The following is a 13,049-nucleotide window of genomic DNA, read 5'->3' as shown; positions in this document are numbered from 1 at the left end:
TAAAATTAATGATGTTCATGTTCCTCAACCGCCATCCCTATAAACAGGGCAGACAGCATTGTAAAAATAAACGCTTGTAGGAATGCAACCAGCAATTCCAATACTGTAATGAAAAGTGCAAACGGAACAGAAATACCTGCTACCCCGGCGCTTTCCAGTATAAATATTAATGCGAGTAAACTTAAGATGATAATATGTCCTGCAGTTATGTTAGCGAACAAACGTATCATAAGTGCAATAGGTTTTATAAATAAGCCCATCACCTCAACTATTGCAAGAATAGGTTTTACAAAAGTTGGAATTCCAGGCATCCAGAAGGTGTGTTTCCAAAAATCTTTGTTTCCGTTAATAAGGATCAACGCCAAAGTAAAAAGACCTAAGGAAACAGTTACCGCAATATTACCTGTAACGTTAGCAGCTCCTGGTAAAAGACCCAATAAATTCGTGATCCAGATGAAGAAAAATACCGTTAAGAGGAATGGCATAAACTTCATATATTTTTTCTCACCTATTTGTGGAATTGCAATATCATCTCTTACAAACAACACCAATGTTTCAAGAATATTATTCATTCCTTTAGGAGCCTGCGAGTTTTTTCTATGGTAATTTGCAAGTTTAAAGAATAAAAACAGCATCAATATTACTGTTATAAACATAGCAGCAACATTCTTGGTTATTGAAAAATCCCAGGGAGTAGTAGCATTAACAGGATGGTGTTCTTCATCAAACCGAACTTCTGTCGCGCCATCTTCAAGTTGGTAGATCTTTTCGTGGTAATTCACAAAACTCATTCCGTCCTTTTCTACGATGTGCTCACCTTCAGTATCGTGATGAAATTCACTTGACATGAATGTCACCAAACCATTATCCGTAAAAAGAATAACAGGAAGAGGTAAAGTATAGGAGTGATCACCTTCACCAAAAAAGTGCCACTCGTGAGCGTCACCAATGTGATGCATGATCATATCTGTGGCATTAAATGCTTCTGCAGTTTCCTTTACGGCACTGCCTTCTTCCTGAGAAAAAGATAAAAAAGGAAGCATCGCCAGTGCAAATATCACTATAATCTTAAAAGATTTTTGTGCTGTCATAGTCCTGTTAAACTTATAATTGTGGGCTCAAAATTTCGGTGCAAAGGTATGCTTTTAATTTTTATCTAAAAGCCCCGAATTATTTTTTTTGCCTCATTTCCCCTTTTTATGAAGCTTATTGAAAGACAAACAGTTATTAAGAATTTATGAGTTTTACGGCATAAAAAGTTTCAAAGACCAGGTAAAGGAAATAAGGAATGAAAAAAGTGAGAAGATTGAAAAAGGCGCTACTAGTATTGTTAAGTAACATTGGCAGCAGAAAAACAATGGCAGCAAACATTTTAATAAGGCCTGCTCCCATAAAAGCAAAACCTGTCTTATCCTTAAAATGATGATGAACCAGGATCAATAATCCATAAATAATTAAAGTTGAAAAAAAATGGAAGAGATAAATAGAATAAGTCGAATAGTAGAGACTGGTTTCCTTTAGAAAATAATTTATTAAAACATACTGGATGAGGAAGAGAACAAGAGTTAAAGGAATTAATTTGACAACGAACCTTAGGAATTGCTGCTTCATCTATTTATTTTAATCGTCTTTACTCATTTGTGTTACTTTTCTAATTACCTGATAAAGTGCAATAAACACTCCTAGAAGAGATATTCCTATCGTAAAGCCCGAGTATTCATTAGGATATTTTTTGTCCAGCCAAATGCCGATAAAAACTCCGGCAGCTATAATAATGCCCATTTGGATCGCAATGTTGACGAACTCCAGGTACTTATCAGGCGGAGCGTTCTTTTTGTTTTGAGCCATCTTTAGGAAGAGTTTTCAAATTTCCTTTCATTTCACAGGTAGCGTTAAACGTAGCTCCCGGTTCTATGGCCAGTTTACCCGCAGTAACTTCTCCTTCAATAACAGCGGCAGATCTAAGGGTAAGAGTTTCCTGCACGGTTAGCTTTCCTGAAAATTTTCCTTCAAAATCGGCATTTTGGCAAATCAAAGTGCCGTCAATTAGTCCGCCTTTGCTAATTACAACTTTTCCTGCAGTAGTTACATTACCTCTAATTGTTCCTTCTACCCGAAAACCGCCTTTGGCTACAATATCATAAGTAATCACAGTTCCCGCAGAAATCCTGTTTTGTTCCTTGCTTGTTTCTGAAGACGATTTTGGCTTTGTAGGGTTGTTAAACATCCGTAGTTGGTTTTAAGGATTATTTTGTTGTTCCAGGTAGGCCTGAAAATTTTTGTGCAGCTGAAGCACCCGATAATTTTCCGTAGAAATAACTACAGGTTCCTTCTCAATTTCGTAAGATTTATTTACCTGAAGCAGTTCTGCAAAACCTCCTGCGCGTTCAGGATTCTCTAATCCATGAACAGCCACAAAAGTAGTATCTATATTATAAACATCTAGGGAAGTACTGTAATTTTTGTAGTTAAGGGAGGTTATTGCTGAATCAATTTTTTGCTTAAGCTGAAGAGCCACATCCTTTTGAGAAGCCGGAAAGGAATATAAAAGTTTTACACTGGCAGGCTTTCCACTAAAATTAAATTTATCACTTTCAAGGCGTGGTAAAGCGGTTGTCAATAAGTCCTGAGCCTTTTTACCCTCTTCTGTTTGAGGATAATTGAGAGCAACTTCATTAAGCTGCTTCTTATAAGCTTCAAAGCCATACAACCTCCCTGTAGCAGTAGCTGTGAGCAATTCTATTTTTGGAAGTAAATCGTCATCATTAAACTGCTCCGCGAAATTTTTCCCCAGCTGTAATACCTGTTCAAATTCACCTGCTTCAAATAGTGCATATAATCTTTTGTAGCTATTTTCAGCGGTGTCTTCCATGTCAATAGCCTTTCCGGGATTTATTATTCCGGCGGCATAACGGGAGTCAGGGTGATTTTTAAGGACATAACTTTTATACTTTTCAGCTTCGGCCAAATCCTCTTCTTCAGTATAAATTTGATAGAGGTAGTATGAAGCTAAGCAAAACAAGTCTTTCTTCGGAAGTATAATCTAAAAGTCCTTCCAGCCTTTCTGCAGCCAGCCTGTTTTCTTTAAATTTTTCTTTGTAGATAAGTCCAAGCCTATAGTAGGAATTGTTTCGTTGTGCCTGAAGGCTGTCAACAACTCTTTTATCCTGCGGAATTCTTTCCAGATAAGTTTGCGGATTAAACTGAGGGTTATTGGCAATAATTAATTCTGAAACCTCATCAATTCCCCCTTCTACTCCACGAGCTATATTGCCCGATTCTATCCTCCAGTTATCCTGAAGTTCCCTTGGCCCCCAAATAGCCAGAAATTCTCTCATTCCCGTAGCTACTCTTGCGGGGTTGTAAAAGTAAAAGGTGTTGCTTACAGGAGCGCCAAGAGCGGGCGGAGCACCTGCATTCCCCAGTCTGGGAGGGCCAGCTGGTCGTCGAGCAATTGGCATTTCCGCAACAGGTTCTGCCATTGCACCCAGTTTCGCCTCTTCTATGGCTACTTCTCTAAGCCCATTGGTATATTCGGTGAAATATTCGAGTCTTTCAGGTTCAGTCATTTCCACTAATCTTAGAATACTATCGTTCTTCTCAACGATCTCTTCATACATAATAACTTCCTGGAGGTTATCTCTTTTTCGCCTAATCACAAAATAATCCCGGGTAGTATTGGGTATTTTAGTGAGGGTGCTATCATAGTAAGCACTTAAGCAACCCGATATTCAGCATTGTCAAAGTAGATGTTCCCGAGGGTCTCGTAATTCACCGATTGCAGGAAATTATCTCCTGAAGGAATTCTGAGAGACGTTATAAAAATCTATTGCCAGTGCAGTAGAATCAACGTGGCTGTAGTATTCCGCGAGCTGAAAATAGATCTTGTCCAGAAACGGCCTGTTTTCCCTGTCTTCAGCCAATTCCAGCAAATAATCTTCTAACAGCTTTGGATCACCTTCAGAAAAATTGAAGTTTCTAACTTTGGCAAGGCGGGCGTTAATCAAATATTCTCTGGGAGTTTTACGGTTTAGTTCAATAACCTTGTCAAAGGCCATATTTGCACTGTCCCGCTTTTGGAGGTAATTGTATAACTGCCCCTGGATATAAAAATACCTGCCTTTTTCGTCTTCATCTTTTGTAGTAACAGCAGCAGTTTTAATAGGTGCCACCGCACTATCAAGAGAACCGATGTTTATATAAGCCTGGGCAAGGATGGCATTGGCATCAGCCACATCCTTCCGATCCATTTCTCCGTTCTTAATCAGTTTTTTCAGGTTTTTGATCGCCAATTGATCATTTTCCAGCCTCATATGAGTCTTCTCGCGCCAGATTTGAGCGTGATTGATCGTGTTGCTTGCAGGATATTTATGGAGGATGTAATTAAAAGCTTCCAGTGCCGGAATAAAACGCTGATCATAATACCTTGCTTTTCCCAGGAGGAGGTAAGCCTCATCAATTTGAGGATTCTTTTCGCGTCCTTCTTTAAGCATGGAATGTCTCTGGATTGCTTTGGTGGCTTTCTCTTCAGCAACTTTAAAAAATTCATTTGTTTCAGCACCCGGTAAACGGATTTCTTCAGAAATCTGCATCCTCTCAACAGGTAGCAATTGCCAGAAATTATCCAGGTAAGTCTGTGCGATTTGCTCTTTTCCCTGCTGCAGGGCAAGTCCTCCATTGTAGAGGGTATTGTATTCGGTAGTAACTGCGTGCCAGCTCCTGTTGACGAATTTATCTTTCTTTCGGGAACAACCCGAAAAGATTATCAACAAAAGAATGCAGGAGATCCCAATGGTATTTTTATTCAAAATCAATAAGTTCCGGATAAAATAAATAACTCTGATACGGCTGATTTAGTATGCTAAAGTACATTTCTTTTTGATTTTCTACCGTATTAGACAAGAGAGAAGATTAAACCTCCATCTGCGTTTCCCCTGAAAAGTAAGTCTCCAGTTCTTTAAGTGTAGCTTCAGAAGTAATAATATCTTTTACCACTTCCCCTTTATTAAGCACCACTATACGCTCACAGACTTCAGTAACGTGAATAAGGTCATGGCTGGAGATTAGAAAAGTTGTGTCTTTTGCAGCCGCCATGTCTTTAATTATTTTTTTTAATCTTATTTGTGTGGTAGGATCAAGGTTTGCAAATGGCTCGTCCAGAATTACAACTTTTGGATTACCTATGAGAGCAGCAACTATTCCTACTTTTTTCTGATTTCCCTTTGACAGGTCCCTGAGATATTTTTTCCGACCAATGATCTCACCGTTAAAGAAATCTTCAAAAGTACTAAGGAGAGCGTCCACATCGGCTTTATTCTCCTTTCTTATTTCTCCAATGAAATAAAAGTATTCTTCGGGAGTAAGATACCCTATTAAAAAACTTTCATCGATAAAGGAGGAGGTGAAGGTTTTCCACTCCTCACTTTGGTTTACGGTAATTTCATTGTTGAAAATGCTTCCGGTGGTGGGTTGGATAAGGTCCAGCAAAAGGCTAAAAAAAGTTGTTTTTCCTGCTCCATTATTTCCCACCAAACCAAAACTCTGGCCTTCAGGAATATCAAGATGTTCTATATTAAGAACTTTTGCTCCACTATAAGCCTTTGATAAATTAGTAGCCGTAATCATTTTTGTACAATCAATTTTATTCTCCTTTTTCTTTAAATCCTTGAATCATTACATATTTGTTCCTCTTGTAAACCTGTGCAATAAAATTTATAATGTGGCTACGAAAAATTAATCCCAGAAGTCCTAACATAAATAAAAATGCCACCCCACTTTCATAGGATATAAATCTATTAAAGAGCCAGAAAAGGAGGACAGGGATAACTATAAGCGGTAATGCCACCAGCCACTGTATAGCTCCCATTCCCTGGTAATTCATAAAGGGACTTCTATCCAAATCTATACGTTTTCTGTTAAAAGAGCCTAAGCATATAAAAGTATAGGAATATTAACTCCAATATTATAAACTGCACAAACCAGATTAATTACAAATATGCGCCATCCAAAGTAAATATAAGGAGTTGCCAGTATTGTAAGTGCGATTATGCTAAAGGTGATAAGAGAGGCTTTAGCAGTTAAATATTTATTAAGCGGAATATTTTGGGAGATGATCATAGGATAATGAGATGCGTCCCAGGCAGGAATGAACTGGCCGAAGTTGATCATAAAAACTCCCGAAATAAAAATTCCTACAAATATCAGGAATGCTTAGGTGTATCGTGGTAGGCTTCATTGGGATAGAAAATTAGACCATATCCTAAAAAGAGCAAGGATAAATAAAGTGTCGCCTTTGGACGTTTATTCCTCCAAAGCATTTTTAGATCCTGCTGCAGGTAAGGAGCCAAATCACCAAATTTTCTGGTCCATAAAAATTCATTAGTATCTACGCCTCTTGAACGTTCCTGGAGGGTTCCATCCAGATAGAACCTGGTTTCCAGATTTTTTCTGTTCCAATAGAATAGTGATATAAGAATAGCCAGAGGAACTAAAGCCAAATAGGGATATATAAAAATAAGATTAAGTAAATTTCCAAACCAGGATGTAATTCCAAAGATCTGCAGATAATCCAGTAGAGCCATTACTATTACTACAGTAACTACGGGAATTAATGCCTTTAAATTTTCAGTAAATTGTTTTTTGATAATGAAATTAGCGTAGTTAATTGATAACGTCAGCCCCAGCATTGCTATCATCCAAACGACTATTAATTCTGTTGAATAATCGCTCTTATAAATATTAAATATTCCGAAGGGAAGAATTATTAAAAGCGGCAGAAAATTGAAGAAGGAAAAAAGAGACTTCAGCAAAACAAAATTGACAATTTTTCTTTTTCGTACAGGCAAAATAAGCAGCGGCTTCACATCCAGAACAGTAAGGTCTGCAGAAAAAACCTTAGGGAAAGCTCAAGGCATAGCCATACGAGAACAAACCTGTTAGCGACCAGTAAAGGATCCTCATTGGGGAAATAATTCTTTAAAAAAGGGTAAAGTCCAATTCCCGCCAAAAGAAAGATAGTAGCGAAGTACACCGCCAGTAATGCCATCAAAATTTTTAGTCCGATGCTTTTTCCTACACTGGCCGATCTAAAAAATGACTTCCACTCCAGCGAAATAAAACGCTTGATCATACCTCTGTCTTTATTAACGAGTGTTGAAATTTACCAATTTGTTACATTCTAAAAAGCGGAGACTTTGTATTTTTGTGCCTAAATTTTAGAACATGAGTCAATTTTATGCTTTAAAGATAAAAGAAGTTATTCGGGAGACACCGGAAGCTGTAAGTTTATCTTTTGAAATTCCTGAAAACCTACAGGATACCTTCAACTACAAAGCGGGCCAATATATCACTATTAAAACCAACGTAAAAGGTGAGGAAATTAGAAGAGCCTACTCCCTTTGCTCCTCTCCGGGATCTGGTGAATTTAAAGTAACTGTTAAAGAAGTAGAAGGCGGAACTTTTTCTGTTGTTGCAAATAATGTACTTAAAGCCGGAGATACTTTGGAAGTGCATCCTCCGGAGGGTAAATTTATTTTTGAACCGGGAAAAGGAGGCAAAACTTATGCTGCTTTTGCTGCTGGAAGTGGTATTACCCCTGTGCTTTCAATATTAAAAACTGTTTTAACTGAAGAACCGGAAAGTAATTTCATCCTGGTCTATGGAAACAAAACAGTAGAAAACACCATCTTTTTTAAAGAACTTCTTCAGCTTCAGAGTAAATATTCAGAGAGACTATTTATAGAATTCGTATACAGCCGTAGCAGGGAAGAAAATGCCCACTTCGGAAGGATTGAAACCAGCACGGTTAATTATGTTCTCAAGAACAAGTTTAAGGAATCTACTATAGATAAGTTTTATTTGTGCGGTCCTGAAGAAATGATCAACACGGTTAAAAGTATTCTTCAGCAGAATGGAGTTGCAGCAGAAAACATCCTGTTTGAACTTTTCACCACTGAAGATTCAGGACCTGTAGAAACTGAGATTAAAGGAGGAGTACAACTCACTATTATTGTAGATGATGAAGAAAGCACATTTACCATGGATAGTGAAGAAACGGTATTGGAAACAGCACTAGAAAATGATCTTGATGTACCGTATTCCTGCCAGGGTGGTATTTGCAGCAGCTGTGTCGCAAGAATTGAAGAAGGAAAAGCCACAATGCGAAAAAACCAGGTTTTAACCGATAGTGAAATTGAAGAGGGTCTCATTCTTACCTGCCAGGCACAGGCTACAACCCCTACGTTAAGAGTAAACTACGACGACGTATAGGCTTTTTGCAAAGAAGAATATTGGGATTGATAGGATTTCTAAAAGCATCAAAAAGTCCTTGTTCTATTGAGGACAATCTGATATTGAAATGGATTTACTAAAGAAATCTTCTCTATAGCTGCGGAAGACATCCCGCTCCTACGGGGCTCATTATTTGGTAGGTTACATTTTTCCTATAATATTCCGCTCCTACGGAGCTGAAATAATTCTTTTCTGAACTTCATTTCTTACTCAGCCTCAGAGAGGCGGCATATTTATAGAAATTATGACGCCGATGATTTGAAGCTCCGTAGGAGCGGCGTAATGTGCTACATAGAAAATCTGGTGCGTAAAAATTTCCATGGTTTATTTTAAGGCTAATTTTAGGAAAAATAGACGCAGATTTACTTGTTATAAAAACGGAAATCAGCCTGTCTAGTCACAGTAGGCTGAGATAATCGAAAAACAGGTTATTCCCTAATCCTTTGCGGCTAAAATCACTTTAATCCTATTCACAACTCTCCCGGGCGGGATTGTACGCATCACATCTTCGTAACCTTCAGGAAATTTATTTCCATAAATAGAAGTGGGAATGGCAGGATATTTATGAAGGTCCGGCAAAAGGCAATTCTCTATTGGCTGATTGAAAGGTTTAAATCCGGCAAAGGGATGGGTAACACCCCATATTGTTATTACTGGGACACCATACATCGCGGCAAGATGAGCATTCCCACTATCCATGGAAAGCATAACATCCAGATTGGAGATGAGTTCCAGCTCCTCCTCAAACTTTAGCTTTCCTGCAACAGAGACAACATTTTCAAATTTGGTTGCGTACAGCTCCAGTTTTTCTTCTTCTGCCTTACCTCCTCCAAAGAGAAATATTTTAGTTTTTGCTTCCCTGTTCAGTTCTTTAAGGACCTCTTCCAGTAGATCGGCAGGATAGACTTTAGAATCGTGTTTCGCAAAAGGTGCCACTCCTATCCATTTATGAGGAGCATTACCTGTAAGGGTAAGAACACCCGGTGATAATTTCTGCTTTGGTGGAAATTTGTGGTTCTTGAGATCAATGGGATATCCTAATTGTCTGAAAACATCGGCATATCGTTGGTGAGTCGTCTTAAGTTGTTTAAAAACTTTATTATGGGCTGTTGTTAGTTCTTTCTTCTCTTTTCTCCCTTTATCGAGTTGCTTTACCGGAATTCCATAGAAGCAAAAAATTGTTTTCAGCACGTTACTCCTTAATACATCGTGCATGTCTGCAACCGCGTCCACTCCAATGTCCCGTAGTTCTCTCCCGAGCCTGCTCAGACCCATTACTCCCGCATGAAGGCCTTTGACATCGGCAGGGTAAACCTGCACATTTTGAATATCTTTAAAAAGCGGGGAAAAAAATTTCCTGGTTAATACGGTAATTTTAATAGCCGGATAAGTAGAAGTCACTACCCGCAGCACAGGCACCAGCATGGCCACATCTCCCATAGCCGAAAGGCGTATGACCAGAATATGCCGGAAATGTTTTTTTCCACCAGCTTCCCGGTCAAATTGCGTTTTTAATTTAGAAGAACCTAAGCATCCATTTCAAATCTTAATTACTGCTTGCTTCTTAGAACAGGGTTGAGTTCATCATCATTGTACATCTTCATTTGCCTGTACACCTTCATATATTTATCTCCAATTGATATATCCTCCAGAAGCTGATTAATAGCGGTGGAAAGATCAACTCTTTGCTCCAGCAGTACGTCCAGCTTTGCCTGGCATTTCATCTGGTGTTCCTGAGTCGCGTCAGTTCTATTGGCTTCCTCATTCATATGGAAAATCTTAAGTGCCAGTATTGACAATCAGTCTACTCCCCAGGCCGGGCTTTCAGTATTTATAGTAGCATCTTCTTTAGGAGTTACATCTTTATATTTTTCCAGAAAATAACTGTCAATGTATTCTACAGTATCTGTCCTGTCCTGATTGGAAGCATCAATTTGTCTTTTCAGTTTCAGCGCAGCTGCGGGATCAATATTAGGATCACGAATGATATCTTCATAATGCCACTGCACAGTATCAATCCAGCATTTGCGGTACAACAGGTGCTCCAGCAACTGCGAATCCCGGTCATACGGATTATGAAAAGGCTGATCTACAGTATCTAATTCGTGGTATTTTTCAATTACTTCCTGAAATATTTGATTGGCTTTATCTGAAAACATGCTTATTGATTTTTTTCTAAAATGTGTAAATATTCGGTGGTGGCAGTCGCAGTGTGATTTCGGCTCTCTGTTTTATCGGCTTTAAATCTTTGGTACTCTGTAGTGGCCAGATCGTATTTTCCAAATTGCTCCATCAGTTTCCTTATCTCCTCTGCTTAAGCATTAAACCCTCATTATTATAACTGAGAAAAATGTACTGAAACTTTGCCTCTCGCAGGAGAGCTTCAAAACTTTCCCTGACTTCTCCTGTCTTGCAGTAAGACGAGCGGTAGTAGTCTCTCAGTCCCGTTTTTCCCTGAGGTACAAAGGTATCATATTTTGCAATAGTATTAAGTAGATGGTAATTCGCTCCGTACTGCCGGGCATTGTATGGCGGATCAAGGTACAGGATATCGCCTTCAATTTTTGAGATCAGGCTATTCGCATCTTCCCTATGAACCTCGTGGGGATTTTGCGTAATATCAAAACTGGCGGGCTGGATTTCAAGTTCCTTTTTTGCTGATGCTTTTAAATTTTTCAGGAAAGCCCCGTAGACCGATGCTGTATTAGCAACTTTATCTGCACTCTCAATAATTGAGGCTAACAAAAAGTAATAGAGATTCATAATGATGATCCCATTCTCCCTCCAGGTTTCCAGCTGAATCCTCGCCGCATCTATTTTCTGCCCGTTTTCAGAAGAAAAATAGAGCCTATTTTCTTTCCCCCCTTCAGAATAAAACTCATAGATAAACCCTTTCTTGCCCTGAAGATTATTCAGCTCATCCAAATATTGCTGATAATCCAGCTGTTGATGGTTTCCAATATAATTTTGCAACAGCACATAGCTGTAGAATTCGATATCATTTGCGATAACAGTTTTTACATCCGGCTTAAAACTTCGCCCAATAATTCCGGTTCCCGCAAAAAGATCACAAAATATCTTTGCTGAAAGATCTCCCGGAACGACAGCCTTTACGTTGGATTTTATGAAATCGGTTAATCTATTTTTAGAACCTATATAATTCATCTTATTGCCCAGATTATATCTGAAAAAGTGGTTTTTTGATTATCAAAATTAAATTTATGTAACCGGGAGTGATCAAACCTATGCAACATATTCAGTCACGATTTGTTTTAACCAGGAGATCTCAGCCTTCAGCTTCCAGTGATTACCCGCTTCAGAAAAAACTATAAGAAACAAACGGTTGGCATAATGCTGTCTTTGTTGAGCACTCTGATTTTTGTAAAGCCATAGAATCAGTTCTTCCGGATGCTCCCTGCAATATGTAAGATCTCTCCCAAAGCCTTTCGGAAAAACAGAAGTTTTCAAGTCAAAATCCTTTCCGAAGAAATTAAAGTCAACAAGTCTGTTCGTTTTATTAAACTCAGGGACAATTCCGGGAAGAGTAGTAAAAATTTTTTCCACGGCTACAGCACTCCAGTAGTTATACCAGCGGTTGAAAGCGTAATTTAGAAATTCTCTCCTGTTGAGTCCATTGCTTTTTACAGCATCTTCACATTTTTGACGAAGTATATCCCAACTTGAAGTACTGTAGATGAAAGAAGAATGCCTGTCCCAAACATCATTTTGAATTCGTCCCCATTCATATGGGAAATCCCAGCGCTTTTTTAGTTCATTTTCAATCTTATCCAGCTCTTCCTGCTTCAAAACAAAATTGGAATTAAAATTGGCATCAGCACCAAACCTATTAACAGGATCTCTTTAAATAATTTTTCTCCTTTTCCTTCAAAATAATTTGAAGCGATAATAGATAAGGGAACAAAAAAGAAGAGGAATTCGCTCCCATCTTTTACAGGAGAAAACAAAGCTACTCCAACCGATAAGACCAAAGTTATCAATACCAGGATATAAGTAGGACGTGAATTTATACTTGCCTTTTGAAGCAACCCAAAGTAGTAAAATATAGTCCAAATCATTAAGGCTAGTATAACACTTAACGGAATGAGAATTTCTGCATCATTGTAATGCTTAAAATCAAAATTGCTGGGTTGAAACCAATCGTAAAAAGTATAGTAGTTGCCATAGACAATAATATCAAAGGATGTTACCAGGGCCAGAACTGCAAAAAATGAAATTGGAGGCACTAACCAATTCTTGAAATAGCTTCCCACGTGTAGCAGTATTCCTGTATACACGATAATCAGAAAGAGAATTGACCAGAAATAAAATAAAGACGCAATACAAATCCAGAAGGTGGCGTCAAAAATCTTCTTTTGAATATCTTTTTGCGACCGCAGGCTTATTATTCTTCTCAAAGCCAGTAGAATACATAAATTTGCTACTATTACAGGCCCGTTCCGCAGAATTTCGGGAAAGGAAACGGCAAAAACCGCAAATATGATGATCTTATAGGCACTGCGCTTGGTAAGTTCATTTTTCTTGGCAATAAAATTAAGAACTGAAATGCTTATAATAAAAAGAATTAAAACCCCCACCCGGGAAGCAATAGTATAAAAACTAAAAGAAGAAAACATTGCCTGAGCGTTGGCGAGCAAGTAAAAAATCGCCATAAAAAAAGCGACAGCAAGAAAATTAATAGGTTTTGATTTGCTAAAAAAGCTTGTTAGCATTGCCGTTTTTTATATTTTTGTGGAATAATT

The 13,049-nt window shown here is 38.3% G+C and carries 16 protein-coding genes and 2 pseudogenes; 1 reads left to right on the top strand and 17 read right to left on the bottom strand.

All coding sequences use genetic code 11. From position 1 onward, the window contains the following. Nucleotides 1–5: 5 nt before the first annotated feature. The 11 genes and pseudogenes from atpB to LZ575_RS22680 form a co-directional block, all read right to left on the bottom strand. Nucleotides 6–1,091, bottom strand: a complete 1,086-nt coding sequence (atpB, locus tag LZ575_RS15270) for a F0F1 ATP synthase subunit A (protein WP_235325356.1) — start codon at nt 1,089–1,091, stop codon at nt 6–8. 136 nt (nt 1,092–1,227) lie between these two features. After that, nucleotides 1,228–1,611, bottom strand: a complete 384-nt coding sequence (locus tag LZ575_RS15265; protein ID WP_235325354.1) for a hypothetical protein — start codon at nt 1,609–1,611, stop codon at nt 1,228–1,230. 9 nt (nt 1,612–1,620) lie between these two features. Next, nucleotides 1,621–1,848 carry an AtpZ/AtpI family protein gene (locus LZ575_RS15260; protein WP_235325352.1) on the bottom strand — a complete coding sequence of 76 codons (228 nt, stop codon included), beginning with the start codon at nt 1,846–1,848 and terminating at the stop codon, nt 1,621–1,623. Continuing rightward, nucleotides 1,817–2,227, bottom strand: a complete 411-nt coding sequence (locus LZ575_RS15255) for a polymer-forming cytoskeletal protein (protein ID WP_235325350.1) — start codon at nt 2,225–2,227, stop codon at nt 1,817–1,819. Before LZ575_RS15255 ends, LZ575_RS15260 begins: the two co-directional genes overlap by 32 nt. A gap of 12 nt (nt 2,228–2,239) precedes the next feature. Next, nucleotides 2,240–3,022 (bottom strand): hypothetical protein, encoded by a 783-nt coding sequence (locus LZ575_RS15250; protein ID WP_235325348.1) that lies wholly within the window; start codon nt 3,020–3,022, stop codon nt 2,240–2,242. Then, a complete protein-coding gene (locus LZ575_RS15245) occupies nt 2,979–3,659 on the bottom strand; it encodes a hypothetical protein (protein ID WP_235325346.1) in 681 nt (226 codons plus the stop codon). Before LZ575_RS15245 ends, LZ575_RS15250 begins: the two co-directional genes overlap by 44 nt. A 129-nt stretch (nt 3,660–3,788) precedes the next feature. Next, nucleotides 3,789–4,808: a lipopolysaccharide assembly protein LapB gene (locus tag LZ575_RS15240; RefSeq protein ID WP_235325344.1), complete on the bottom strand. Its 1,020-nt coding sequence runs from the start codon at nt 4,806–4,808 to the stop codon at nt 3,789–3,791. 103 nt (nt 4,809–4,911) lie between these two features. Beyond that, nucleotides 4,912–5,625: an ABC transporter ATP-binding protein gene (locus LZ575_RS15235; RefSeq protein WP_235325342.1), complete on the bottom strand. Its 714-nt coding sequence runs from the start codon at nt 5,623–5,625 to the stop codon at nt 4,912–4,914. Between the two features lie 16 nt (nt 5,626–5,641). Next, a complete protein-coding gene (locus tag LZ575_RS22690) occupies nt 5,642–5,899 on the bottom strand; it encodes a DUF5687 family protein (RefSeq protein ID WP_255702632.1) in 258 nt (85 codons plus the stop codon). A 26-nt stretch (nt 5,900–5,925) separates the two neighbouring features. Continuing rightward, entirely contained in the window at nt 5,926–6,168 is a 243-nt protein-coding gene (locus LZ575_RS22685; protein ID WP_255702631.1) for a DUF5687 family protein, read from the bottom strand. A gap of 32 nt (nt 6,169–6,200) precedes the next feature. Continuing rightward, nucleotides 6,201–7,045, bottom strand: a pseudogene (locus LZ575_RS22680) (DUF5687 family protein). Between the two features lie 176 nt (nt 7,046–7,221). On the opposite strand from LZ575_RS22680, the gene LZ575_RS15225 reads away from it, so the two are divergent. Then, on the top strand, nt 7,222–8,268 hold the full coding sequence (locus LZ575_RS15225) for a ferredoxin--NADP reductase (RefSeq protein ID WP_235325340.1): 1,047 nt from the start codon (nt 7,222–7,224) through the stop codon (nt 8,266–8,268). Nucleotides 8,269–8,724: 456 nt separating this feature from the next. Here LZ575_RS15225 and LZ575_RS15220 read toward each other — a convergent pair whose 3' ends face one another. The 6 genes and pseudogenes from LZ575_RS15220 to LZ575_RS15200 form a co-directional block, all read right to left on the bottom strand. Further along, a complete protein-coding gene (locus LZ575_RS15220; RefSeq protein ID WP_235325338.1) occupies nt 8,725–9,729 on the bottom strand; it encodes a glycosyltransferase family 9 protein in 1,005 nt (334 codons plus the stop codon). A 110-nt stretch (nt 9,730–9,839) separates the two neighbouring features. Beyond that, nucleotides 9,840–10,448, bottom strand: a pseudogene (locus LZ575_RS15215) (DUF4254 domain-containing protein). Between the two features lie 2 nt (nt 10,449–10,450). Continuing rightward, entirely contained in the window at nt 10,451–10,582 is a 132-nt protein-coding gene (locus tag LZ575_RS23870; RefSeq protein WP_311195818.1) for a hypothetical protein, read from the bottom strand. 8 nt (nt 10,583–10,590) lie between these two features. Further along, the gene (locus tag LZ575_RS15210) at nt 10,591–11,454 is read right to left on the bottom strand and encodes a DNA adenine methylase (RefSeq protein WP_311195817.1); all 864 of its coding nucleotides are present in this window, start codon (nt 11,452–11,454) and stop codon (nt 10,591–10,593) included. Nucleotides 11,455–11,532: 78 nt separating this feature from the next. Beyond that, entirely contained in the window at nt 11,533–12,096 is a 564-nt protein-coding gene (locus tag LZ575_RS15205) for a hypothetical protein (RefSeq protein WP_235325336.1), read from the bottom strand. Further along, nucleotides 12,093–13,019, bottom strand: a complete 927-nt coding sequence (locus LZ575_RS15200) for a DUF6427 family protein (protein WP_235325334.1) — start codon at nt 13,017–13,019, stop codon at nt 12,093–12,095. The genes LZ575_RS15205 and LZ575_RS15200 overlap by 4 nt, the downstream gene beginning before the upstream one ends. Between the last annotated feature and the right edge of the window lie 30 nt (nt 13,020–13,049).

Origin of the sequence: Antarcticibacterium sp. 1MA-6-2 (assembly GCF_021535135.1) — a bacterium.
GTDB lineage: Bacteria > Bacteroidota > Bacteroidia > Flavobacteriales > Flavobacteriaceae > Gillisia.
Note: the sequence above shows the minus strand (reverse complement) of the source record. Positions and strands in the feature narration are given on the sequence as shown.